At 63.4% G+C, this 21,857-nt stretch carries 15 protein-coding genes; 12 read left to right on the plus strand and 3 right to left on the minus strand.

Translation table 11 applies throughout. The annotated features are described in order from the left end of the window. The first annotated feature begins 23 nt into the window (after positions 1-23). From Q0C42_RS13225 to Q0C42_RS13275, 11 genes are all read left to right on the plus strand, one after another. Positions 24-794, plus strand: a complete 771-nt coding sequence (locus Q0C42_RS13225) for an SDR family NAD(P)-dependent oxidoreductase (RefSeq protein WP_295076585.1) — start codon at positions 24-26, stop codon at positions 792-794. Further along, positions 794-3,397, plus strand: coding sequence for a cation-transporting P-type ATPase (locus Q0C42_RS13230; RefSeq protein ID WP_295076588.1), 2,604 nt, complete (start codon positions 794-796; stop codon positions 3,395-3,397). The genes Q0C42_RS13225 and Q0C42_RS13230 overlap by 1 nt, the downstream gene beginning before the upstream one ends. Positions 3,398-3,476: 79 nt before the next feature. After that, positions 3,477-5,276 (plus strand): alpha/beta fold hydrolase, encoded by a 1,800-nt coding sequence (locus Q0C42_RS13235; RefSeq protein ID WP_295076591.1) that lies wholly within the window; start codon positions 3,477-3,479, stop codon positions 5,274-5,276. A gap of 366 nt (positions 5,277-5,642) precedes the next feature. After that, a complete protein-coding gene (locus Q0C42_RS13240; RefSeq protein ID WP_295076594.1) occupies positions 5,643-7,823 on the plus strand; it encodes an AAA family ATPase in 2,181 nt (726 codons plus the stop codon). Next, entirely contained in the window at positions 7,810-8,844 is a 1,035-nt protein-coding gene (locus Q0C42_RS13245; protein ID WP_295076597.1) for a hypothetical protein, read from the plus strand. The genes Q0C42_RS13240 and Q0C42_RS13245 overlap by 14 nt, the downstream gene beginning before the upstream one ends. Positions 8,845-8,855: 11 nt before the next feature. Then, positions 8,856-10,649: a patatin-like phospholipase family protein gene (locus Q0C42_RS13250; RefSeq protein ID WP_295076600.1), complete on the plus strand. Its 1,794-nt coding sequence runs from the start codon at positions 8,856-8,858 to the stop codon at positions 10,647-10,649. A gap of 403 nt (positions 10,650-11,052) precedes the next feature. Next, entirely contained in the window at positions 11,053-11,979 is a 927-nt protein-coding gene (locus Q0C42_RS13255; RefSeq protein ID WP_295076603.1) for a helix-turn-helix domain-containing protein, read from the plus strand. A 104-nt stretch (positions 11,980-12,083) separates the two neighbouring features. After that, complete coding sequence (locus Q0C42_RS13260; RefSeq protein WP_295076606.1) at positions 12,084-13,589, plus strand: alpha-N-arabinofuranosidase; 1,506 nt, start codon at positions 12,084-12,086, stop codon at positions 13,587-13,589. A 106-nt stretch (positions 13,590-13,695) separates the two neighbouring features. Next, a complete protein-coding gene (locus Q0C42_RS13265) occupies positions 13,696-14,967 on the plus strand; it encodes an extracellular solute-binding protein (protein WP_295076610.1) in 1,272 nt (423 codons plus the stop codon). Positions 14,968-15,027: 60 nt separating this feature from the next. Beyond that, positions 15,028-15,909, plus strand: a complete 882-nt coding sequence (locus tag Q0C42_RS13270; RefSeq protein WP_295076613.1) for a carbohydrate ABC transporter permease — start codon at positions 15,028-15,030, stop codon at positions 15,907-15,909. After that, positions 15,906-16,748, plus strand: a complete 843-nt coding sequence (locus Q0C42_RS13275) for a carbohydrate ABC transporter permease (protein ID WP_295076616.1) — start codon at positions 15,906-15,908, stop codon at positions 16,746-16,748. The genes Q0C42_RS13270 and Q0C42_RS13275 overlap by 4 nt, the downstream gene beginning before the upstream one ends. Before the next feature lie 111 nt (positions 16,749-16,859). Here Q0C42_RS13275 and Q0C42_RS13280 read toward each other — a convergent pair whose 3' ends face one another. Continuing rightward, positions 16,860-17,927: an ABC transporter ATP-binding protein gene (locus Q0C42_RS13280; RefSeq protein ID WP_295076619.1), complete on the minus strand. Its 1,068-nt coding sequence runs from the start codon at positions 17,925-17,927 to the stop codon at positions 16,860-16,862. Positions 17,928-17,977: 50 nt separating this feature from the next. After that, positions 17,978-19,348, minus strand: a complete 1,371-nt coding sequence (locus Q0C42_RS13285; protein ID WP_295076622.1) for an alpha-glucosidase/alpha-galactosidase — start codon at positions 19,346-19,348, stop codon at positions 17,978-17,980. A gap of 85 nt (positions 19,349-19,433) precedes the next feature. On the opposite strand from Q0C42_RS13285, the gene Q0C42_RS13290 reads away from it, so the two are divergent. Further along, the gene (locus Q0C42_RS13290; RefSeq protein ID WP_295076625.1) at positions 19,434-20,294 is read left to right on the plus strand and encodes an AraC family transcriptional regulator; all 861 of its coding nucleotides are present in this window, start codon (positions 19,434-19,436) and stop codon (positions 20,292-20,294) included. 54 nt (positions 20,295-20,348) lie between these two features. Here Q0C42_RS13290 and Q0C42_RS13295 read toward each other — a convergent pair whose 3' ends face one another. Further along, the gene (locus Q0C42_RS13295) at positions 20,349-21,854 is read right to left on the minus strand and encodes a tryptophan halogenase family protein (protein ID WP_295076628.1); all 1,506 of its coding nucleotides are present in this window, start codon (positions 21,852-21,854) and stop codon (positions 20,349-20,351) included. Positions 21,855-21,857: the final 3 nt, after the last annotated feature.

Below are 21,857 nucleotides of genomic sequence, written 5' to 3' on the forward strand. Positions count from 1 at the left end.
CCAGCACCGAAAGGACGACTGCCATGAACCGACTTGCAGGCAAGACCGCCATCGTGACCGGGGGTGCCGTCGGCATCGGCCGCGCCTGTGTCATCCGCATGGCTGAGGAAGGTGCCAATGTCGCCATCCTTGACATGCTTGAGGCCGAGGGCAAGGCGCTGGCCGCCGACCTGACGGCAAAGGGCCATGCGGTCGGCTTCTGGCAGGTCGATGTTGTGGACGAGGCCGGCATGAAAGCCGCCATCGACGCCGCAGCCGCCCGGTTCGGCGGCTTGCATGTGCTGGTGAACAACGCCGGCATTTCCGGCAGCCCCAAGCCCACCGATCAGGTGACTGAGGCGGAGTGGGACCGGGTGCAGGCGGTGAACGTGAAGGGCGTGCTCTTCGGCACCAAGCACGCGATCCCGCATCTGCGCGCGGCCGGGAAGGGGTCGATCATCAACCTTTCGTCCATCGCGGGGCTGATCGGTATCGGTGGCATCGCGCCCTATCATGCCTCAAAGGGTGCGGTGCGTCTGATGACCAAGAACGACGCCATCACCTATGCGGCCGAGAAGATCCGGGTGAACTCGATCCACCCCGCCTATATCTGGACCCCGATGGTGGAAAACCACCTGCGCGCCACCGCCCCGGACCTGGAGGCGGCAAAGGCGGCGGCAGGGGCCGCGCATCCCATCGGCACGATGGGCGAACCCGACGACATCGCCTGGGCGGTGGTCTGGCTGGCCTCGGACGAGGCGAAGTTCGTCACCGGCACCGAGATCGTCATCGACGGCGGCTATACGGCGCGATGATGGACCTGACCAATCTGCACGCTACCCCCGCCGCCGATTGCCTTGCCAGCCTTGCCGCAACGCCTGATGGCCTGACCGCCACCGAGGCGGTGCGGCGGCTGGCTGAGCATGGGCCTAACCGCTTGCCGGATGTGCGGGCGCGGGGGCCGGTCGTCCGCTTTCTGCGGCAGTTCCACAATGTGCTGATCTATGTGCTGATCGGTGCGGCGGTGGTGACGGGGGCGCTGCAGCACTGGGTCGATACCGGGGTGATCCTTGCCGTGGTGCTGGCCAACGCGGTCATCGGCTTCATCCAGGAGGGCAAGGCCGAGTCCGCGATGGCCGCGATCCGGGGCATGCTGGCACCAAAGGCTGCTGTGTTGCGCGACGGGCACCGGGTTTCGGTCGATGGTGCCGACCTCGTGCCCGGCGACATCGTTCTGTTGGAGGCGGGCGACAAGGTTCCCGCCGACCTGCGGGTGATCGAGGCACGTGGCCTTGCGGCGCAAGAGGCGATCCTGACCGGCGAGTCGGTGCCGGTCGAAAAGGACCAGACCCCGGTCGCCGCCGATGCCGCCCTTGGCGACCGCCGGTCGATGCTGTGGTCGGGCACGCTGGTCACCCAAGGCACGGCGCGCGGGCTGGTGGTGGCGACAGGCAAGACGACCGAGATCGGGCGCATCGGCGGGCTTCTGGCGGGTGTCGAGCAACTGACTACCCCACTGGTCGCGCAGATCGACCATTTCGCGCGCTGGCTCTCGTTTCTGATCCTGCTGGTGGCGGGGCTCTTACTCGTCTGGGGCTACTACGTCGGCCACATGCCCTTTGCCGATCTTTTCATGGCTGTGGTCGGCGTCGCCGTGGCCGCGATCCCCGAAGGACTGCCAGCGGTGATGACGATCACCCTGGCCATCGGCGTGCAGGCGATGGCGCGGCGCAACGCCATCGTTCGCCGCCTGCCTGCGATCGAGGCCATCGGCTCGGTCTCGGTCATCTGCACCGACAAGACCGGCACCTTGACCCGCAACGAGATGGTGGTGGCGGCGGCGGAGACAGCGGACGGCGCTTTTGTCGTCGGTGGCGAGGGCTATGCGCCCGAAGGGGCGATCACGCCAGCGGGCGACCTGACGCGGCTCGCCTGGGCGGCAGTCTTGTGCAACGACGCGAGCCTGCATCGCAAGGAAGGGGTCTGGACGGTCGAAGGCGACCCGATGGAGGGCGCGCTTCTGGCCTTTGCGGGCAAGGTCGGCGGCAATCCCGCCGCGCGCCGTCTGGACGCAATCCCCTTCGACAGCCGCCACCGCTTCATGGCGGTGCTGACCGAGGGGCCGCAGGGACGTGTGACCCATGTGAAGGGCGCGCCGGAGCGCGTTCTGCGAATGTGCGGCGGCATTGATCTACACCACTGGCACGACCGGGCCGAAGCACTTGCCCGCCAGGGCCTGCGGGTGCTGGCGCTGGCGGAGCGGGCCGAGACGGGTGACGCGATAGACCCGAAGTCGCTCGAAAGCGGGCTGACCTTCCTTGGCCTTGTCGGCCTGATCGACCCGCCACGCCCCGAGGCAATTGCCGCCGTGGCCGAATGCCGAGCGGCGGGCATCCGGGTCAAGATGATCACCGGCGATCATGCCGGAACCGCCGCCGCCATCGGCGCGCAGATCGGGCTGGCAAACCCCCTCCGGGTGCTGACGGGGGCCGATCTGGACAAGCTGGACGATGCGCAACTGGCGCTGGAGGTGGCGGATGTCGACATCTTTGCCCGCACCAGCCCCGAGCACAAACTTCGCCTTGTGACCGCGCTGCAGGCGCATGGCCTGTCGGTCGCGATGACAGGCGACGGGGTGAACGACGCGCCAGCCCTCAAACGCGCCGATGCCGGCATTGCGATGGGCCTGAAGGGGTCGGAAGCCGCGAAGGAGGCCGCTGATCTCGTGTTGGCCGACGACAACTTCGCGAGCATCGCCGCGGCGGTGCGCGAGGGCCGCACGGTCTATGACAACCTCAAGAAGGTGATCAGCTGGACCCTGCCCACCAATGCGGGCGAATCCATGGTTGTGGTGCTGGCGCTGCTGGTCGGAATGGCGCTGCCGGTGACCGCGGTCCAGATCCTCTGGGTCAACCTGATCACCGCCATCACGCTGGGCCTTGCTTTGGCCTTCGAGCCGACCGAGACCGGGACCATGGCCCGCCCACCGCGCGCCCGCCATGCGCCCATTCTATCGGGCAGTCTGGTCTGGCATGTCATTCTGGTCGCAACGCTGTTTCTGGCGGCGGTCTTCGGCATCTTCACCTATGCCATCGACAAGGGCTATCCACTTGCGCTTGCCCAGACCATGGCGATGAACACGCTGGTTGTGCTGGAAATCTTCCACCTGTTCTTCATCCGCAATATCCACAGCACGTCGCTGACATGGGCTGCAGCGCGCGGTACTCGCGTGGTCTGGACAGTGGTTCTCATCATCACCGGGGCGCAATTCGCTGTCACCTACCTGCCACCCTTGCAGGCAGTGCTGGGCACAAGCCCCGTCCCGCTGATGGACGGCCTGTTGATCGTGGCAATCGGCGCCGCGTTCTTCGCGCTGATCGAAATCGAAAAACAGATCCGGCTGGGGCTGAGGGGATGACCTGTGACAAGGCGAAGATGATCAGGTTGCGTTAGGATTTCCATTCTCAAGCGCAGCGTCCAGAAGGAACGAGGCCAAGATGACCGGAACCAGGAAGAAGCCGAAACCTTCCCCCCTTTCTCCGGCGGTGGTCACCGGGCTACCGGCAGTGATCGATCCGCCGCAACAAATCGAGCATCCGCACCAGAACTTCGACCGCGCGGCCCGGGCCGCCGTGGCCCGGCTTTCGGGCGGCGTCTCCACCCATGCCTTCATCGAAGCCTGGAGCGACTGGGGGCAGCACCTTGCCCGCGCGCCGGGCCGTCAGCTGGAACTGGCAGAACACGCGCAGCGCAGTCTGTTGAAGCTGATGGCTCTGGCCACCAGCCCCGGCGGCGCCCCGCCCTTCGTTCCCAAACCCTACGACCACCGCTTTGACCATGAGGGCTGGCAAAAGCCACCCTTCCAGATGTGGCAGCAGGGGTTTCTGGCGATGCAGGACTGGTGGGACCACGCCACCGAACCGATGCGCGGACTGCGTTCCGACGACGCCGAGCGCACCCGATTTCTGGCCCGGCAGACGCTGGATGTCCTGTCGCCCTCGAACCAGCCGCTTCTGAACCCCGAGATCATCGCCGAAACGGTCAAATCCGGGGGCCGCAACCTGGCCGAGGGTGCCGCGCATTTCGCCCACGACGCGCTGAAAACCCTGACCGGTCAACGCGACCCGGCCCCGGAGGGTTACCAGATCGGCAAGGATCTGGCCTGCACCCCCGGTCAGGTCATCTATCGCAACGACCTGATGGAGCTGATCCAATACACACCGCAAACGCCGAAAGTCCACGCCCGCCCGATCCTGATCGTTCCGGCCTGGATCATGAAATACTACATCCTCGATCTCTCGCCCGAGAATTCGATGGTGCGCTATCTGGTCGGGCAGGGTTTCACCGTCTTTATGATCTCATGGACCAACCCGACCTCCGATCAGCGCGACCTGTCGCTGGAGGATTACCGCACGCGCGGGGTCATGGCGGCCCTTGATGCCGTGACAACTATTGTGCCCGACACGCCGGTTCAGGCCGTGGGCTACTGCCTTGGCGGCACCATTCTGGCGATAGCAGCGGCGACGATGGCGCGCGACGGCGATAACCGGCTTGCCTCGGTTACGCTGATGGCGGCACAGGTGGATTTCGCCGAAGCGGGCGAGCTTCTCCTGTTCCTCGACGAAAGCCAGGTGGCATTTCTGGAGGATCTGATGTGGGAACAGGGCTATCTGGACCGCCCGCAGATGGCCCGCGCCTTTGCCGCGATCCGCGCCGAAGACCTGATCTGGACCCGTGCCGTACAGCGCTATTTTCTCGGGCGCGAAGATGTGCCGACCGACATCAGCGTCTGGCTGTCGGACACCACAAGGATGCCCGCACGGATGCATTCACAATACCTTCGCGGCCTGTTTCTGGAAAACCGGCTAACGGCGGGTCGCTTTGCGGTCGAGGGCCGGGTGATCGCGCTGAAGGACCTGTCGGTGCCGCTGTTCGTAATCGGCACCGAGACAGACCACATCGCGCCCTGGCGGTCGGTCTACAAGACCAAGCTGTTCACCTATTGTGACCTGACTTTCGTGCTGACCAAAGGCGGCCACAACAGCGGCATCCTCAGCGAACCTGGCCACACGGGGCGGCACTACCGCGTCTCGCACCGCCCGGCTGGGGCGCATTATGTCGGCCCTGACGCTTGGCTGGCAGAGACCGAGTCAAAGCCCGGCTCGTGGTGGCCAGCTTGGACTGACTGGCTGGCAGCGCAGGGTGGAGGTCTGGTGAAAGTCCCTGCAATAGGTGCGCCGGAGCGGGGTCTTGCCCCGCTTTGCCCCGCGCCCGGAAGCTTCGTGATGCAGCCCTGAAACCTGGAACCAAAGACAGGATGACACGATGCGCCGCCCGTACACGACGACATGGCTCGACCTGCCGCAAAGGGCAGTCCGCTGATCGTTGCCTCTGTAACCGCGCATTCGAAGCACAAAGCAGAAGGGGTCGGTCCACTTAATGCACCGTAGCGATTGGGTGCTTACACGGATTGCCGGACAAACTCAGTGCACACGTCGCCAAACCGTGCCATCCGAACTCCATCGAGATTGATTTTTTGATCTGGAGATGCAACGATTACGTGTATTTTGTTGTGTCCATTCTCACACGGGAATTGCCCCATGAGATTTGTCCAGCGTCCAGACGCGCCGTCTGAATCCCTTTCCGATCCCCAGTTTCAGAGAATGCGACAGGCCTATCTGGATTTCCTGGCACTTGACCCGCGCCGCCGCGCCCAGACGCGCCCGCCGGACCGGCACCTTCCGACGTCGGCCCCTGATCTGGACACTGCGATCCGACGCCTGTTTCATGAAAAATGTGCGTTCTGCGAACGTCGTGTGACCGTGACCACTTACCGGTTTCGCCCGACCTCGGAAGCGTTGCCCATTCTGGATCGCGAAGGGTCGCTGGCCTATGGCTGGCTGGCTGATGCCTGGCAGAATCTTTATACGATCTGCAATGAATGCCGTCCGTCGCGGATGAGCTATTTCCCCGTAACCGGCGCCCGGGTGCCCGTACCGACCGCCAAGGTCTATGAGGAGTATGTCACGGCCGGGAACGGACGCTGGCCCTATCCGATAGATGTGGCACCGTGGGCTGGGGGCATCGAAGAGGGACCGCAACTCCTTGACCCCTGCATCGATTCCGATCTCAGGGAACATCTGTTTGCAAGACCTGATGGGTCTTGGGCCAGCACAACCCCGCAAGGCGAAGAGACGATTCTGCATTTTCGGCTGAACCGGCCCGAACTGATCGCAAGCCGCCATGCCGCCGCCCAAGGCGAAAGCAACCGGTTTCAAGAGGCGCGAGGGTCCCTGACGGCGGATGGTTTCGCGGATTTGTCCGACATCTTTCCCCACCAGATGGAACATGGCGGTTTTCTGGAGAGCCTCGCTCGCAGGATGGTTGCGGATCGGGGCGCGCAGAACTTGCCGAAGGCTGCGAAGCCACGAACCACCGACTTGCCCGATTACTCCGACCCTCCCACCCTTACCCGGGTGGCCATCCGGGGTTTCAAGGGGATTGAGGACCTGGTCGTTACGCTGCCTGCCCTTGCCGGACCGACCGATCCCGCCCCGGCCCTGCTGATCCTGGGCGAAAACGCTGCGGGGAAGTCGTCGATCCTCGAGGCCATCGCCCTCACGCTCGGCTCGGCCAAGGCGCGTGACGAACTGATATCGCAACCTGCCGACCTGCTTCTTGATCCCGTCTTCATGGGTGGCAAGGAGGCACGTCACTCACACGGCATGGTGCGTCTCACCTTTCGGCGGCGCGACGGGAAAACCAGCACGCGCACCCTGCGCCTCAACAGCGCCGGCCTGTCCGGTCCCAGAACCGCCCGGGCCGATCTGCCGGTCTTTGCCTACGGGGCGTATCGCCACTACCTCAAGGATTTCCGCGACTGGACACCCGAGCGGGGTATCGTCAGCCTGTTTCGCAGCGACAATCTGCTTTCCAACCCCGAACAGTGGCTGCTTTCGCTGGAAACAACCCCTTTCAACGATGTCATCGCTGCGCTGCGATCCATCTTCGGGGCGGGCGGTGGCTTTGAACGGATCGACCGGCTGAACAACCGCTGCATGGTCGTGACTCTGCCCGACGGCAAGGGCGGGGCCGAGGCGATGACGCCGCTTTCGTCGGTATCGTCCGGGTTTCGAACCATCCTTGCCTTGACCTGCGATGTGATGCGCTGGTTGACCGATACACAGCGCAGCTGGTCCTTTCCAACGTTGAAGCAGGCACGAGGCATCGTTCTGATCGACGAGGTGGAGGCGCATCTGCACCCGCGCTGGAAGGTGCGGATCATGCGGGGGTTGCGCAAGGCATTGCCGCAGGTGACCTTCATCGCCACAACGCATGACCCGCTCTGCCTGCGCGGCATGCGGAACGGCGAGGTGATGGTCCTGCAACGCGTTCCCCGCGCCAAGGGGGCCGACGGGCTGCCCGTCAAGGTGGAACAACTGACCCACTTGCCGGATGTCACCAACCTGACCGTCGAGCAGCTTTTGACCTCGGATTTCTTCAGCGTCTTCGACCCCGACGATCCCAAACGCGGCGATGCTCTGGCCGAACTGACCGACGCGCTGGCGAAGATCGACGCCAGCAGCTCCGAGGGCCAGGCTCTGCGCGTCCGGCTGATCGGCACAATCGCCGACGATGTCGTGCATGCCCTGCCGGTGGGACGCGGCGAAGTTGCAATGTTGGTGCAGGAAGCGGTGGCCGACTATCTGATGCAGCGTGGACGCACCGCCGGGGCCGACCGCTTGGGCCTGCGCGATGCGACCCGCACCCGCATCGTCCGCATCCTGACCGAAGGCCGCGATCTTCCACAGGCGACAGCCGGGGGGCAAAATGCGCCGCGTTGATCGCAACAGCGTTCCGGTGCCCAAGTCGTTCAGCGGCCCCGAAAGCGCCGCGGCCAGGGAACGCTCCAAGGCAAAGGCCTACATTCAGGCCGCGAAAGAAACGGTGGAACAGGGCGGCAAACGCCCCAAGGCCTACGGCTTCTCGATCTACAAGGACGAGGCTTGTCGACTGGCGCTCGAGGCCCTTTTTCACGGCAAGTGCGCCTATTGCGAAACCTACTATGCTTCGCAGGGGCCGGTGGACATCGAACACTACCGGCCAAAGGGCGGTGTCGAGGATGACCCCGATCACTGGGGCTACTGGTGGCTGGCGGCGGATTGGAAGAACCTTCTGCCGTCCTGCATCGACTGCAACCGCCGCAGGTATCAGGTGCTGCCAACCCCCGATACGGCCAGCCTCATCGACCTGCGCGCTTTGGGCAGGCCGATCTGGCAAACCGGCAAGGAAAACGCCTTTCCGGTCAAGGAAGGCACCCGGGCCTTTGGGCTTGGCGATGATCCCGACACCGAGGTTTTGACCGAAAAGCCCTATCTCCTTAACCCATGCGACAGCGACGCCGATCCGGCCCAGCATCTCGAGTTTCTGGTGGACTCGCCGGTCCCCTTCGGCCTGATCCTGCCCCGTCGGCTTGATGATGCACATCCGGACGCCCCGACCCTTTCCACCACCGGAGCCAACATCAATCCCGCCGAAATACCCTCGCATCTCTCGGCCCGTGGCGCGGTGTCGATCCAGGTCTATGGCCTGAATCGCCTTGGTCTGGTGCAGGCCCGCACCCGCGTGCTGCGCCAGCTTGAAGCGTTGCGCATCATGATCGCCGAAGCCGACACTCTGGCCCGCAAGCTGGAAAAAAGCCGCAGCACTGCGGCACGGGACGCGGTGCCGGTGCTCGACGGGCTGATTGACCGTCTGGTCGAAGAAATCCGCCGCATGGGCGAAGCCGACCAGCCCTTTTCCGCCATGGTCGACCAATGGACGAAGCGGTGGCTGCACCACCTTACTGCACCCACCCCCGCTTGAAGGAGGCCACGATGACTGCCACCGCGCCCGCCCCAGCCCACCGCTGCGACCTCGTTATGAAGGGGGGCATCACATCCGGCGTGGTCTACCCGCGCGCGGTGGTGGCCTTGTCCCGGAAATACCGGTTCGAGAATATCGGCGGCACCTCGGCGGGGGCAATCGCAGCGGTGGTGACCGCCGCGGCGGAATACGGCCGCATGACAGGCGGCTTCGCCAAGGTCGAGGCGTTGCCGCAGGACCTGTCGAAGACGCTCCTGGAAAAGTTCCAGCCCACACCGCATCTGGCCCCGCTCTTCGGGCTGGCGCTTGCGGCCCTGTCTGGCAAACCCTTGGCCCTGCTGCGCGCCCTTCTGCAAGGCTACCCGCTTGCCGCCGCCGGCGCTGCCCTGCCCGGCGTCGTGATCGCGGTTCTGGCCGTAGCGCCAAACGGACCCACTGACTGGGGTTTTCTGGTGCTGGGAATCCTTTTAACCATTGCAGGGATCCTGATTGGCCCAATGCTTGTGGCCAAACGCCAGATCGAGCGTTATCTGCCTTTGCAAGATTACGGCCTTTGCACCGGTCTTACCCAGCCCGGTCAGAGCGGACCAGCGCTGACCAACTGGCTGTGCACCACAATAGACGATGTCGCAGGTCTTGCTCTCGGTGAAGGCCCACTTACGATAGGCCAACTCAAGGCGCGCGGCATTAATGTCCAGACCGTCACGACCGACATCACCACCCGACGCCCCTATGCCCTGCCGATGGGCAACAACCTGCACGCTTTTCACGAGGATGAATTCCGGCGCCTATTCCCGGGCGAGGTGGTTGATCACATGATCAAGCACTCCCGCCAAGTTCCTCCAGATTGGGGCGACCTTTCGGGCAAGCTGCATTATTTCCAGTCCGACGATCTGCCGCTAGTAGTTCTGGCGCGGATGAGCCTTTCCTTCCCAGGCCTGATCACCGCTGTGCCGCTCTACCGGATCGACTACACGCTTGAACGGCTTAACCCTGCGCAAAAGACGCGCCGCTGCCTCTTCTCCGATGGAGGCATCTCGTCGAACTTTCCGGTCCACTTCTTTGATCGCTTCCTTCCGCAAACCCCGACATTCGGCATTGCCCTTGCGGCTTACGACATTGCCCGCACAAGGGTGGGGGCCGAAGATGACCGCATCACCCTGCCCACTGCTCCGGATGGGGCGGGCCGCCTGCTGCCAACCCAGAACTTCAAAGGTGTGACGGGCTTTGTCATGGCGCTATTCGACAGCGCCAAAGATTGGCAGGACTCTCTGCAATCGGTTCTCACAGGTTACCGCGAACGCATCGTGACCGTGGCATTGAAACCAGAAGAAGGCGGAATGAACCTCGACATGCCTGCGTCAGTAATTGACATCCTGACTGACCTTGGCGCACAGGCTGGCGAAACCGTGCTGGATGAGTTCGATCTGAAGGAACACCGGTGGCGACGCTTCCTGACCGAACTGCCCCTGATTGAGGATCTTCTGATCTCCTATGCCCGCCACTGGGACGCGCCGGAACCAGGACCCGAGGACCTCAGCTACCCCGAGTTGCTGGCCGATGCGTCCAACCGCAAAGCCTATGCGCTGAAAGAAGCCACCCTGCGTCAGCAGGTGCTGCAGCGCGCCGAACGGTTGGCCGAACTTGGCCGCATCCTGACCGCTGACCCAATGCCCTCTGGTCTTGCCAGCGCATTACCGCTGCGCCGTGCGAGGCTTCGGGTGGTCGCCAACATGGATGACGCAGTCGCGAGACCGGCGACCGTGGCGGGAGCCAAGATCGAGCCAAATCCCGACAACCGCTGATTGCTGCAATATCCAAGAAGGTCTAGGCGAATTGACAAAACACGAAGCCAGATGCCGATTCATGTGATGCGCATGATGTAGAGAAAGCTCTCTTCAGTGATGTTGTCGCGGTCGCGATAAGGCGGGCAGGCGTCGGCCTGTCGAAGGAGAGCCGAATGAAACCAGCACGAAGGGTCGGTTAAGCAGAGCCGCGTCGGTGAACTCAATCCAGTCCGAATGGCTTCTTCTGGGCCGAAAGCGGACGCGCCGACCTCCCCGTCGTCTCTCCCGACTATCCCGGAGCATTCAGTTTCATGGGTGGCGCCGGGGGATGCGCGTCGGGCGCCACCGGGCACTTCTCGAGACGGCTTTATTTGCATCGGCATTCCTGATACGAACCGATCATTCGAACTGGCGTGCTGTCATGACCAACCAGATTCTCGTTGTTGACCCTCTCGAGCGGCCGGATATCCTGCGAAGCCTCGCCAGCGAGGTCCGGGTTCGTATCCTTGAGCATCTGACCCGACGGGGGCCGCGCAACGTCAACCAGGTTTCCGAAGAACTGGACCTGCCGCAGTCGACGGTTTCGTCGAACATCCAGATCCTCGTCGATGCGGGCCTGGTGCAGACCCGGTCCGAAAAGGGTCGCAAGGGCAGCCAGAAGATCTGCAATTCCACGTTCACGGAAATGCTGATCGCCTTCAAGGAACCGAGCCCGGCCCAGAATTCGAACGCGATCGAGGTCTCGATGCCCATCGGGCTTTACACCCGCTGCGAGGTCAGTGCGCCTTGCGGCTTGTGTTCACCCGAAGGGATCATCGGTCTACTGGACGTGCCGGACACTTTCCTGGACCCCGACCGGATGCGTGCCGGGTTGTTGTGGTTCAACCACGGCTTCGTCGAATACCAGTTTCCCAACAACGCAAAGCTTGCCGGTGCGTCGATCAAGGCGGTCGAGTTGACGATGGAACTGTCCTCGGAAGTTCCCGGAACTTCGAAGGACTGGCCTTCGGACATCACGGTGGCCATCAACGGACATGAAATCGGGACCTGGACCTCGCCGGGCGACTATGGCGACAAGCGCGGCAAGTTCACTCCGGACTGGTGGAAGCTGGCGGGGTCGCAGTACGGCGACCTGAAACGGTGGGAGGTCACCGAATCCGGGACCTTCCTGGATGGCGTCAGGTTTTCCGACTGCTGTCTGGGCGACCTGGAGCTGAACGCCCATCGGTCCATTCGGGTCAGGATCGGCGTGAAGGAAGACGCCCGCCACCCTGGCGGGATGAATATCTTCGGCCGCGGCTTCGGCAACCATGACCGGGACATCGCCCTGCGGCTGATCCGCGCCTGACCTGAACCATTTCGCTTGACCCGCGCCCGGTCATGGCAAACTATACCCATACTTCCGGTATGAACCGGATTGACGGATTCTCATGATCCGGTTGGGAGGATGCAATGAAGGCACGGGTTACGGCGCACAGCGCCTATACGATCGCGGACATCGACAAACGGTTGTATGGGTCGTTTCTGGAACATCTCGGACGGGCGGTCTACACTGGGATCTACGAGCCCGGCCACCCGACTGCCGATGCTCAAGGCATGCGCCGCGACGTGATCGACCTCGTCCGTGCCATCGACACGCCGATCTGCCGCTATCCCGGCGGCAACTTCGTTTCGGCCTACAACTGGGAAGATGGGATCGGCCCTAAGGATCAGCGGCCGAAACGTCTGGACCTTGCTTGGCGCACGACCGAAACGAACCAGGTCGGCATTCACGAATTCGCCGACTGGGCCGAAAAGGCCGGGACCGAGATGATGCTGGCCGTCAACCTGGGCTCGCGCGGCCTGGATGAGGCGCGGGCCTTCGTCGAATACGTCAACCACAAGGGCGGGACCTACTGGTCGGACCTGCGGGCGAAGAACGGGCGGAAAGAGCCCTGGAACTGCCGCCTCTGGTGCCTTGGCAACGAGATGGACGGCCCCTGGCAGGTCGGCCACAAGACCGCCGGTGAATACGGCCACCTCGCCAACGAGACCGCCAAGGCCCTACGCGGCCTTGACCCGACGCTGGAGCTTGTGGTCTGCGGCTCGTCGCATTCCAACATGCCGACCTACCCCCAGTGGGAGGCCACGGTGCTGGAAGAAACCTACGACCAAGTCGACCACATCAGCCTGCACATGTACTTCGAGAATTACGAGAAGAATTCTAACGAATTCCTAGCTTTGCCTCAGAAGCTGGATAATTACATCGGCACGATCTCGGGTGTGATCGACTATGTGAAGGCCAAGCGGCGGTCGAAAAAGAACGTCACGATTTCCTTTGACGAATGGAACGTCTGGTACCACGAGCGCAAGGCCGACGCCGAACGGATGCGGACCTGGGACTGGCCGGAAGCTCCGGTTCTGCTGGAAGATCAGTACAACTTCGAAGACGTCCTTCAGGTCGGCTGCATCCTGAACACCTTCATCCGCCGGGCCGATGTCGTGAAGATCGCCTGCATCGCCCAGCTTGTGAACGTGATCGCCCCGATCATGACCGAACCCGGCGGTGCGGCCTGGCGCCAGACGATCTACTGGCCGTTCCTCTTCGCCTCGAAGCACGGGCGCGGCACTGCGATGCAGCTCGCGGTCGAAGTTCCAACCTACGATGCCGATGCCGCTGCCGGTGTTCCGTGGCTGGATATTGCGGGCGTGCGCGACGACGACGCGGGCACGATCACATTCTTTGCGATCAACCGCTCGGGCACCGAGCCGATGGAGGTCGACGTTGCGCTGGATGGCTTCAGCGCGCGGACAGTCGAGCACACGCTAATCAAGCACACCGATCTTGAGGCGCGCAACAGCAAGGCCAATCCGGACAATGTCGCGCCGCAGAAAGGCAGCGGGGCCAAGTTGGCGGGAAAGGGCCTGCATCTGACCTTGCCGCCACATTCCTACTCGATGGTCCGGGTGGGACTTTAGTATCCGGCTTCCGGATACGTATCAGGTTTTCGTTGATCGAATCGGGAAAGGCGATACGCTTTTCCCAGGAGACGCGGCGAACCACGCCGCCATGAGGGAGGAAAAGATGACCATAAGTGGAATGCTGAAGGCCGCCATCGTTGCAACCATCGGCTTCGCCGGGGTTGCGCGTGCGGAAGAAACCGTTGTCTGGTGGGACTTTCTGGGCGGCGGCGACGGCGTACGGATGAAGAAACTGATCGAGGACTTCAACGCCGCCCATGCGGGCCAGATCAAGATCGACGCAACCACGCTGGAGTGGGGCGTTCCCTTCTATGCCAAGGTCCAGACCTCCGCCGCCGTGGGAGAGGCGCCGGACGTCATGACCTACCACGCCAGCCGTATCCCGCTGGCAGTGCAGCAAGGCGTTCTGCAGGAAATCACAGCAGATGACTGGACGGCGATGGGCGTTTCGTCGGCTGATTTTGCGCCTGCAACCTGGGATGCAGTAACGATTGACGGCAAGCAGTATGCGGTGCCGCTGGATACCCACCCGATCGTTCTTTACTACAACAAGGACCTTCTGGAAAAAGCCGGGATGCTGGACGAAAACGGCAAGCCCAAGGGCATGGACAGCCGCGAAGGCTTTACCGCCACGCTGCAGGCGCTGAAGGACAGCGGCGTCAAGTTCCCGCTCGGCTCGGTCACCGCCGACGGTAACTTCATGTTCCGCACCGTCTATTCGCTGATGGGTCAGCAAAGCGGCGAGCTGATGACCGACGGCGAATTCCTGGCCGGCGAAAACGGCGAAAAGCTTGCCAATGCCCTGTCCGTGCTGGCGGAATGGACCACTGCGGGTCTGCAATCGACCTACACCGACTACCCGGCGACGGTCGCGCTCTTCACCTCGGGCGAAGCCGCGATGATGATCAACGGCGTCTGGGAAGTCCCGACGATGACCGACCTCAATTCTCAGGGCAAACTCTTCAACTGGGGCGCCGTGGAACTGCCGGTGATCTTCGACAAGCCGGCGACCTATGCCGACAGCCACAGCTTCGCGATCCCCGCGAACAAGGACAAGGAGATGACCCCCGAGAAGCGCGCCGCCGTGCTTGAGGTGATCTCCTGGATCGAGAAGAACTCGCTGCTCTGGGCCACCGCCGGCCATATCCCGGCTTACGGCCCGATCACCGCTTCGGCCGAATACAAGGCGATGGAGCCCAATGCGACCTATTCGTCGCTGACGGCCAACATGATCTTCGACCCGAAATCCCCGCTTGCGGGCGTGGCCGGGCCGATGTTCGACGTCATGTCGACCTACTTCGTCCCGACCCTGAACGGCGAGATGGACCCGGCGGAAGCCGTGGAGTCGATCAAGGAAGAGCTGAACGCTCTTTAAGCTGACAGTACAGCGGGCCGTCCGACACCGGGCGGCCCCGACTTATTCCGGGGATGCAGGATGCTGACCAATCGCCGCAAGGATGCCTGGATCGCCGCCGTTCTGGTGGCTCCGTTTCTGGCGATCTACCTTCTGGTCTTCGTCTGGCCCACGATCCAGATGTTCGGAATTTCGTTCACCGACGCCCCGCTGATCGGCAGCGGTGACTGGGTCGGCACCGAGAACTACGAACGACTGCCGAAAGACCCGCGGTTCCGCACCGCCGCCTGGAACACGGCCTACTTCGTCGTGCTGACCGTCCTGCCGGGAACCCTGATCGCGCTGCTGATCGGAATGGGAATTTCGCGGCTGAAAGGTCGCTTGCAGGCTGCCGTGCTGGCGCTTTTCTTCCTGCCCTACATTCTGCCCGTGTCGGTCGTCTATTTCATCTGGGACTGGCTGCTGAACTTCCAGTTCGGCCTCCTGATGCATATCCTTGATCTCTTCGGCCTTGACCGCATTCCGATCATGAAAACGCGCGATTGGTTCATGCCCGCCGTCGCCGTGGTGACGATCTGGTGGACCGCAGGCTTCTCGATCCTGCTGTTCCTTGCCGGCCTTCGCGCCATACCGCCCGAGATTTATGAAGCCGCCGCGCTGGACAATGCCAGCCGCTGGACGACCTTCCGCCGCATCACATGGCCGCTCCTCTGGCCCGTGACCTCGCTGGTCTTCACCATCCAGCTCATCTCGCAACTGAAGATCTTCGACCAGGTCTATCTGTTTTCGGTCGGTGGACGCCCGAACGACAACATGGTGCTGGTCTATTATGTCTTCCAGCGCGCCTTTCAACAGGACCAGGGCGGCCGCGCCGCCGCCGTCGCCGTCACGCTATTCGTGCTGGTCGTCGTGGTCTCGGTGATGCAATTCCAACTGCTGCGGATGGCGGGGAACCGGAAATGACCAGACCACGCCTTCAGACCGTGAACTTGTGGGGCGGTATCATCACCGTCCTGACCGTGCTGGCCGCGGTCCTCTGGGCCTTCCCGCTGTACTGGGGGGTGATCTCCTCGCTCAAGCCTGAAGACGAGGTCGTGCGCCCCTATATCGAGCTTTGGCCCGAGAACCTGACCTTCGACCACTACATCACCGCCATCACCACCACGCAGATCGGCAGCTGGTATCTCAACTCTGTCGTCGTCGCGGTAGGTGTGACGGTGATCACCGTCGCGTCGTCCATGCTGTGCGGCTACGCCTTGTCGCAGCTCAGCTTTCCCGGCCGCAAGGCGCTCTGGTGGCTCATCCTTGCCAGCTTCATGGTGCCGACGCAGGCCCTGATCATCAACCACTTCGTCCTGGTGTCACAGCTTGGGCTGATCAACACCTGGGCCGGGATCATGCTGCCGCAGCTGATCCATCCGGTCATCATCATCGTCTACAAGCAGTTCTTCGACCAGGTCCCCAAGGACTTCCGCGAAGCCGCAGTGATGGACAACGCGGGCGAGTTTGCGATCCTGTTCAAGATCTACCTGCCGATGAACTGGGGGGTTACGACGGCGCTGTCCATCGTCTGCTTCATCTGGACCTGGAATGCGTTTCTCTGGCCGTTCCTGTCTGTCACGCGGACCGAGATGATGACCATGCCGGTGGGGATCACCCAGGTGAACGATGCCTTCGGCGTCTACTACGCGCGCCAGTTGGCGGCGGCAGTGCTGGCGGGCCTGCCGGTCGCTTTGGCCTATCTTCTGTTCCAGCGCAGGGTAACCGAGGCAATCACCCTGTCGGCCGGGATCAAGGGCTGACGTCCGGTCCCCCGAACGAAAGCAACAATCGCACCCAAGCTTTCAATGCAAACGACGCGGAGTCCTGAAGACTCCGCGTCGCACTGTTTCAGCAGATTTCGATACGGGCTGTCAGCCCCGGACCGCCCTGCCCTGCCCGTCGAAAAGGTGCAACTCGGCTGTGTCGAAGCTTAGGTCGACGCTGTCCCCGGCCTTCACCTGCGACTTGCCGCCATCCTGCGCGACGACCTGGGTGCCGTCCGACAGTTTCGCATAGACAAGCGTCCGGTCGCCCAGCCGTTCCACGACCGTAGCGGTGGCCTTGGTCAGCCCGTTCGCCACCACCGTCAGCGCTTCGGGCCGGATGCCCAGTTCCCAGGGACCCTCGCCCTTCGGCGTCGTGGCAAGCGGCACGATCGCCCCATCCCCAAGCCGCGCCGCCGCACGATCGCCCTGGCCGGTCAGTGTGACCGGCAGCAGGTTCATGGCCGGCGACCCGATGAAGCTTGCCACGAAGCGCGAGGCCGGACGCGTGTAGACCTCGATCGGCGTGCCGACCTGCTCGATCTGGCAGTTGTTCAGGATCACGATCCGGTCCGCCAGCGTCATCGCCTCGGTCTGGTCGTGGGTCACGTAGATCATCGTCGAGCCGAGCCGCTGGTGCAGTTCGGCCAGTTCCACCCGCGTCCTGACGCGCAGTGCCGCATCCAGGTTGGACAGAGGTTCGTCGAAGAGGAACGCCTTCGGCTCCTTCACGATGGCCCGCCCGATGGCGACTCGCTGCCGCTGCCCGCCCGATAGTTCCGCCGGCCGCCGGGCCAGCAGTTTCTCCATCTCGAGCATGCGCGCGGCTTCCGCCACGCGGGCCTTGATCGTGCCCTCCGGCAGACCGATGTTGCGCAAACCGAAGGCCATGTTTTCGGCCACCGTCATGTGCGGATAGAGCGCGTAGTTCTGGAACACCATCGCCACGTTCCGCTGACCTGGGGCCAACCCCTCGGACCGCACCCCGTCGATGGTCAGCCCGCCAGCGTCGATGCTTTCCAATCCGGCTATCATCCGCAGCAGCGTGGTCTTTCCCGATCCCGAAGGGCCAAGAAAGACCACGAATTCGCCTGCGGCTATCTCAAGGCTGACGTCGCGGATAACCTCGACCGAACCGAACGTCTTTGACACCTTTTCCAAGGCGATTCCGGCCATCTTATCCTCCCGAAGCTTTAGATCATAGTTTCGGGTATATATCCGATGTGTCAAGCCAAAGCAGGCCGTTTCCGTGCAGATCCGCTTTTTCCGGACCCATATTGCGGCAACCATTCCGCCTGGGCCGCCAGCATCTCGTCCACCATATCCCAAACCTCCTGCGGCGTGCAGACCGCTCCGACCAGGGGGTCGTGCAGCACGGCAAGCTTCAGCAGCTCCACATCCCCCGTCACCGCCGCCTGGACCGCCATCCGCTGCACGTTGACCGAGGCCTGGCAGGTGGCGGCACAGGCCAGAGGAAGGGTCACGCCTTCCACCATGTTGATCCCGAACCGGTCGACCCAGCCGGGGCTTTCGATGATGCAATCCTCGGGCAGGTTCTTGATCGTGCCGCCGTTCTTCACGTTGAAATGCCCGCGGTAAGGACGGCCGGTCTCCAAAGCCTCGATGATGTGGCTGGCATGTTCGTCCGTGCGTTTCCAGGACGACAGGGGCTTGTCTGCTTCGGCAAGAAGGGTGGGGAATTCGGTTTCGAACCAGTTGCGGGTTTCGCGGGTGTGCCGCAGGTAGCCCCCGGTTTCGCCGTGAATCCAGTCGTCGGTGCTGATCCAGTTCGGAATGTCCTCGCGGCGCTTCCTGTACCACGGCAGGTATTCGCTGAGATGCCCGTTGGATTCCGTCGAGTAGAAGCCGAACCGCCGCATCACGTCGATCCGCACCTTTTCCTGGCGCGAAAAGACTGGGTGGCGTTCGAAAGCCGCCAGAAGCTCATCCTTCTCGATCTTCCGGCCCTTGTGACGGATGTCGAGATACCAGGTCTGGTGGTTGATGCCCGAGCAGACGATGTCGACCTCGCTGAACGGCACTCCCAGCGCGGCAGCGATCTGACGATGGCCGTTCTGCACACCGTGACACAGCCCCACGGTATTGATCCCGCCATGGTCAATCGCGGCCCAGGTCATCATCGCCATCGGATTGGCGTAGTTCAAAAGCAGGTGGTCCGACGTCGCCACCTCGCGGATGTCCTTGCAGAAGTCCAGCATCGCCGAGATCCCGCGCTGACCGTACAGGATGCCGCCGGCGCAGATCGTATCGCCGACGCATTGATCGACGCCGTATTTCAGCGGGATGGAGATGTCCGTGGCAAAGGCCTCGACCCCGCCGATGCGGACCGTGTTCATCACGTATTTCGCGCCCTCGAGCGCGCGACGGCGGTCGGTCGTGGCGGTGATCTTCGTCTTCAGCCCGCTCACCTGCACCATCTTCCGCAGGATCTGGGCGATCATGTCCAGGTTCGTCTGACTGATATCGGTCAGGGCGATCTCGATCCCTTCGAACTCGGGCACCGACAGGATGTCCGAGCAGAGTTTACGGGTGAAACCGACACTTCCTGCGCCGATGATGCAAAGCTTGAATGGCATGGTTGGACCCTCCTCCAGTTGGGAAAAGGCTAGGCGCATGGGCGTCACGGGTGTAGAGAAATCTTGTGCCAACCCGGGTAACTTCATGCTGTCCAGTCTTCTGGCCCATGGCCACGACATCCGCGTGCTGTCCTCCCGCGGGTCCGTGCCGACCCTCGGGGTCCTGACCGAAGCCGCAGGCTATGAACAGCGCCGGAACGAGCTGTACAGCTGGGACGGGCTGAAGCGCGGAACCGAACCCTTTCTGGTCATCCAGCACACCATCCTTGGCGAGGGGCGACTGGATTTCGGCGGCGCGCCGCATCGGCTTGGCGTGGGTCAAACCATGCTGGTGACCATGCCGCACGCCCATCGTTACTGGCTGGAACGCGGGGGGCACTGGGAATACTTCTGGTTCATCCTCTTCGGCCGCGAGGCGTTGCGCATGGCGCGCGAGATCCTTGCCGTCGCGGGGCCAGTCCTGCGACCCGGCGACCACGGCTCCGCCCAACTGGCCGAGGCCTGCCACGCCCTGCTGACCCGCCCGTTGACCCCCGCACAGGCCTCGGTCCTGGGGTATCAGGCGCTGGCCGTCCTGCATGACGCGGCCTTCGCGGGCGCGGGGCCACGGCCAATGCTCGCGCCGGAAATCTCCCGTGTGCTCGCCCATGTCGAGATGAACCTCGGCGGCGATCTCAGGGTGGACAGGCTGGCCCAGGTCGCTGGCCTGAGCCGGGCGCATTTCGTCCGGCGCTTTGCGGCCGAGGCAGGTCTTCCCCCGTCAGACCACGTCTTCGCCCGTAGGATGGACCGGGTGGAGCGTCTTTTGACTGCCTCCGAGATGAAGATTGCCGACATCGCCAGCGCGACCGGGTTTGCCGATGCGAACTACCTGGCGAAAGCCTTTCGCCGCCATCGCGGGATGTCCCCGATGGATTTTCGGGCCATGCGGGACGAGGCGGTTTGATGGGACGCCTCGTGCGCCCAAGCGAGGAGAAGCCGAAGGCGCACGACGAGCGGCTCACGCCGGTTCGTGCAGTCCCTGCAAGAACGCGCGGTGCGGAATAGCCTGCCGCGCGGCCAGCCGGTATTCGGTCGCCAGCGACCGCGCCGACCGCCGCGCATTGGCACGCAGCTTCGGGTGATCGGCCAGCCAGTCCTTCGCGGCCTGCGGGTTCAGCAGCCCCAGACCATCCAGCATGGGGACATGCAGGTGGTGGTCGGTGTGCGGCAGGCCCATCGGGAAGGGCTGGAAGTCCTCCGGCCCCGGGACTTTCTGCTGCCAAAGCGCAAGGCGTTCGGCCAGCCGGTCGGGCAGCAACCCCGCGACGTCCTGCCAGAACGGCGTGTCCCGACGTTCGCTGACGTAATGCAGCCGGATGAAGTCGCGGAAGTCGTCCACCTGGCGGGCAGCAGAGGCATTGAAGGCAAGCCGCGCGCGGTCGTCGGGATTCGGCAGGACCGAAGACAGAAGCATAAGCTGGACGACGGTGCCGTGGATCGACGTCGCCTCCAGCGGCTCAAGGAAACTTGACGAAAGTCCCAGCGCCACGCAGTTGCCGATCCACTGCTGTTCAAGCCGACCAGCATCGATCCTGATGTCGTTCCGGACTTCGATGGGGTGACCGAGGACGCCTTCGATCTCGGCCTGGGCCTGGTCTGGCGTCACATGCGCGTCCGAGAAGACATAGCCGCAGCCATAGCGGCCCTGCGTCGGGATCTTCCACATCCAGCCCGCGCCTTGCGCCCAAGCGAGGGTGCAGGGCTCGATCTCCTCACCGTCCGGGATGTCCAGCCAGAACGGGATCGCCCGGTTGACGGGCAGAGTGCCCCGGTAGCTGACCCAGTTGCCCCCCATCGGCCCGATCAGGGCGCGGCGAAAACCCGTGCAGTCGACGAAAAGGTCGGCCTCAATCCGCGTGCCGCCCTCCAGTCCCAGCGAGAGGATGTTTCCGGTCTCTGCGTGCCGCTCCACCGTCTTGACCTGGTCGTCGATGGTTGCGATGGCCTTTGCCTTCGACCGCAGCCATTTCCCCGCCAGCGCCTGATCGAAGTGGTAGGCGTGGTGATAAGGGCCGACCGGAACCCGCCGCCCGCCCACCATCGCAAAGGGGCTGCGATTGCCGTTCAGAAGGTGCTGGAAAAGATGCGTCTCGCCGACACTCTCGCCCTGGCTCACCTGATAGACGTCCAGCGCGTTGACCTCGAACCCCGCGACCCGGTGCGGGTCGTCGATCGGGCCGTCGTAGCTATGACCCTTCCGCCGCCAGTCGCGATGGCGGATGCCGAACTTGATCGTGGCCCCGGTGGCCGCCAGGAATTCGGCCTCGTCGAGGCCAAAGTGTTGAAGCATCTGGCGGAAGACGGCGGTGGTCCCCTCCCCCACCCCGATGGTCCCGATCTTGGACGACTCGATCACCGTCACTTCGCAGGCATGGCCCCCGCGTCGGGCGCTGTCGCCCAGCATCATCGCGGCCAGCCAACCGGCCGTGCCGCCGCCCACCACACAGATGCGCCGGGGCCACATGCG

This window comes from Tabrizicola sp. (assembly GCF_022842145.1).
GTDB lineage: Bacteria > Pseudomonadota > Alphaproteobacteria > Rhodobacterales > Rhodobacteraceae > Tabrizicola.

Excerpts from the sequence above, each read along its gene's own strand:
- Q0C42_RS13285 (WP_295076622.1), bottom strand. The coding sequence starts at position 19,348 with ATGCCATTCAAGCTTTGCATCATCGGCGCAGGAAGTGTCGGTTTCACC.
- Q0C42_RS13240 (WP_295076594.1), top strand. The coding sequence starts at position 5,643 with ATGCGACAGGCCTATCTGGATTTCCTGGCACTTGACCCGCGCCGCCGC.
- Q0C42_RS13260 (WP_295076606.1), top strand. The coding sequence starts at position 12,084 with ATGAAGGCACGGGTTACGGCGCACAGCGCCTATACGATCGCGGACATC.
- Q0C42_RS13235 (WP_295076591.1), top strand. The coding sequence starts at position 3,477 with ATGACCGGAACCAGGAAGAAGCCGAAACCTTCCCCCCTTTCTCCGGCG.
- Q0C42_RS13290 (WP_295076625.1), top strand. The coding sequence starts at position 19,434 with ATGCTGTCCAGTCTTCTGGCCCATGGCCACGACATCCGCGTGCTGTCC.
- Q0C42_RS13270 (WP_295076613.1), top strand. The coding sequence starts at position 15,028 with ATGCTGACCAATCGCCGCAAGGATGCCTGGATCGCCGCCGTTCTGGTG.
- Q0C42_RS13265 (WP_295076610.1), top strand. The coding sequence starts at position 13,696 with ATGACCATAAGTGGAATGCTGAAGGCCGCCATCGTTGCAACCATCGGC.
- Q0C42_RS13230 (WP_295076588.1), top strand. The coding sequence starts at position 794 with ATGGACCTGACCAATCTGCACGCTACCCCCGCCGCCGATTGCCTTGCC.
- Q0C42_RS13225 (WP_295076585.1), top strand. The coding sequence starts at position 24 with ATGAACCGACTTGCAGGCAAGACCGCCATCGTGACCGGGGGTGCCGTC.
- Q0C42_RS13280 (WP_295076619.1), bottom strand. The coding sequence starts at position 17,927 with ATGGCCGGAATCGCCTTGGAAAAGGTGTCAAAGACGTTCGGTTCGGTC.
- Q0C42_RS13250 (WP_295076600.1), top strand. The coding sequence starts at position 8,856 with ATGACTGCCACCGCGCCCGCCCCAGCCCACCGCTGCGACCTCGTTATG.
- Q0C42_RS13255 (WP_295076603.1), top strand. The coding sequence starts at position 11,053 with ATGACCAACCAGATTCTCGTTGTTGACCCTCTCGAGCGGCCGGATATC.
- Q0C42_RS13275 (WP_295076616.1), top strand. The coding sequence starts at position 15,906 with ATGACCAGACCACGCCTTCAGACCGTGAACTTGTGGGGCGGTATCATC.
- Q0C42_RS13245 (WP_295076597.1), top strand. The coding sequence starts at position 7,810 with ATGCGCCGCGTTGATCGCAACAGCGTTCCGGTGCCCAAGTCGTTCAGC.
- Q0C42_RS13295 (WP_295076628.1), bottom strand. The coding sequence starts at position 21,854 with ATGTGGCCCCGGCGCATCTGTGTGGTGGGCGGCGGCACGGCCGGTTGG.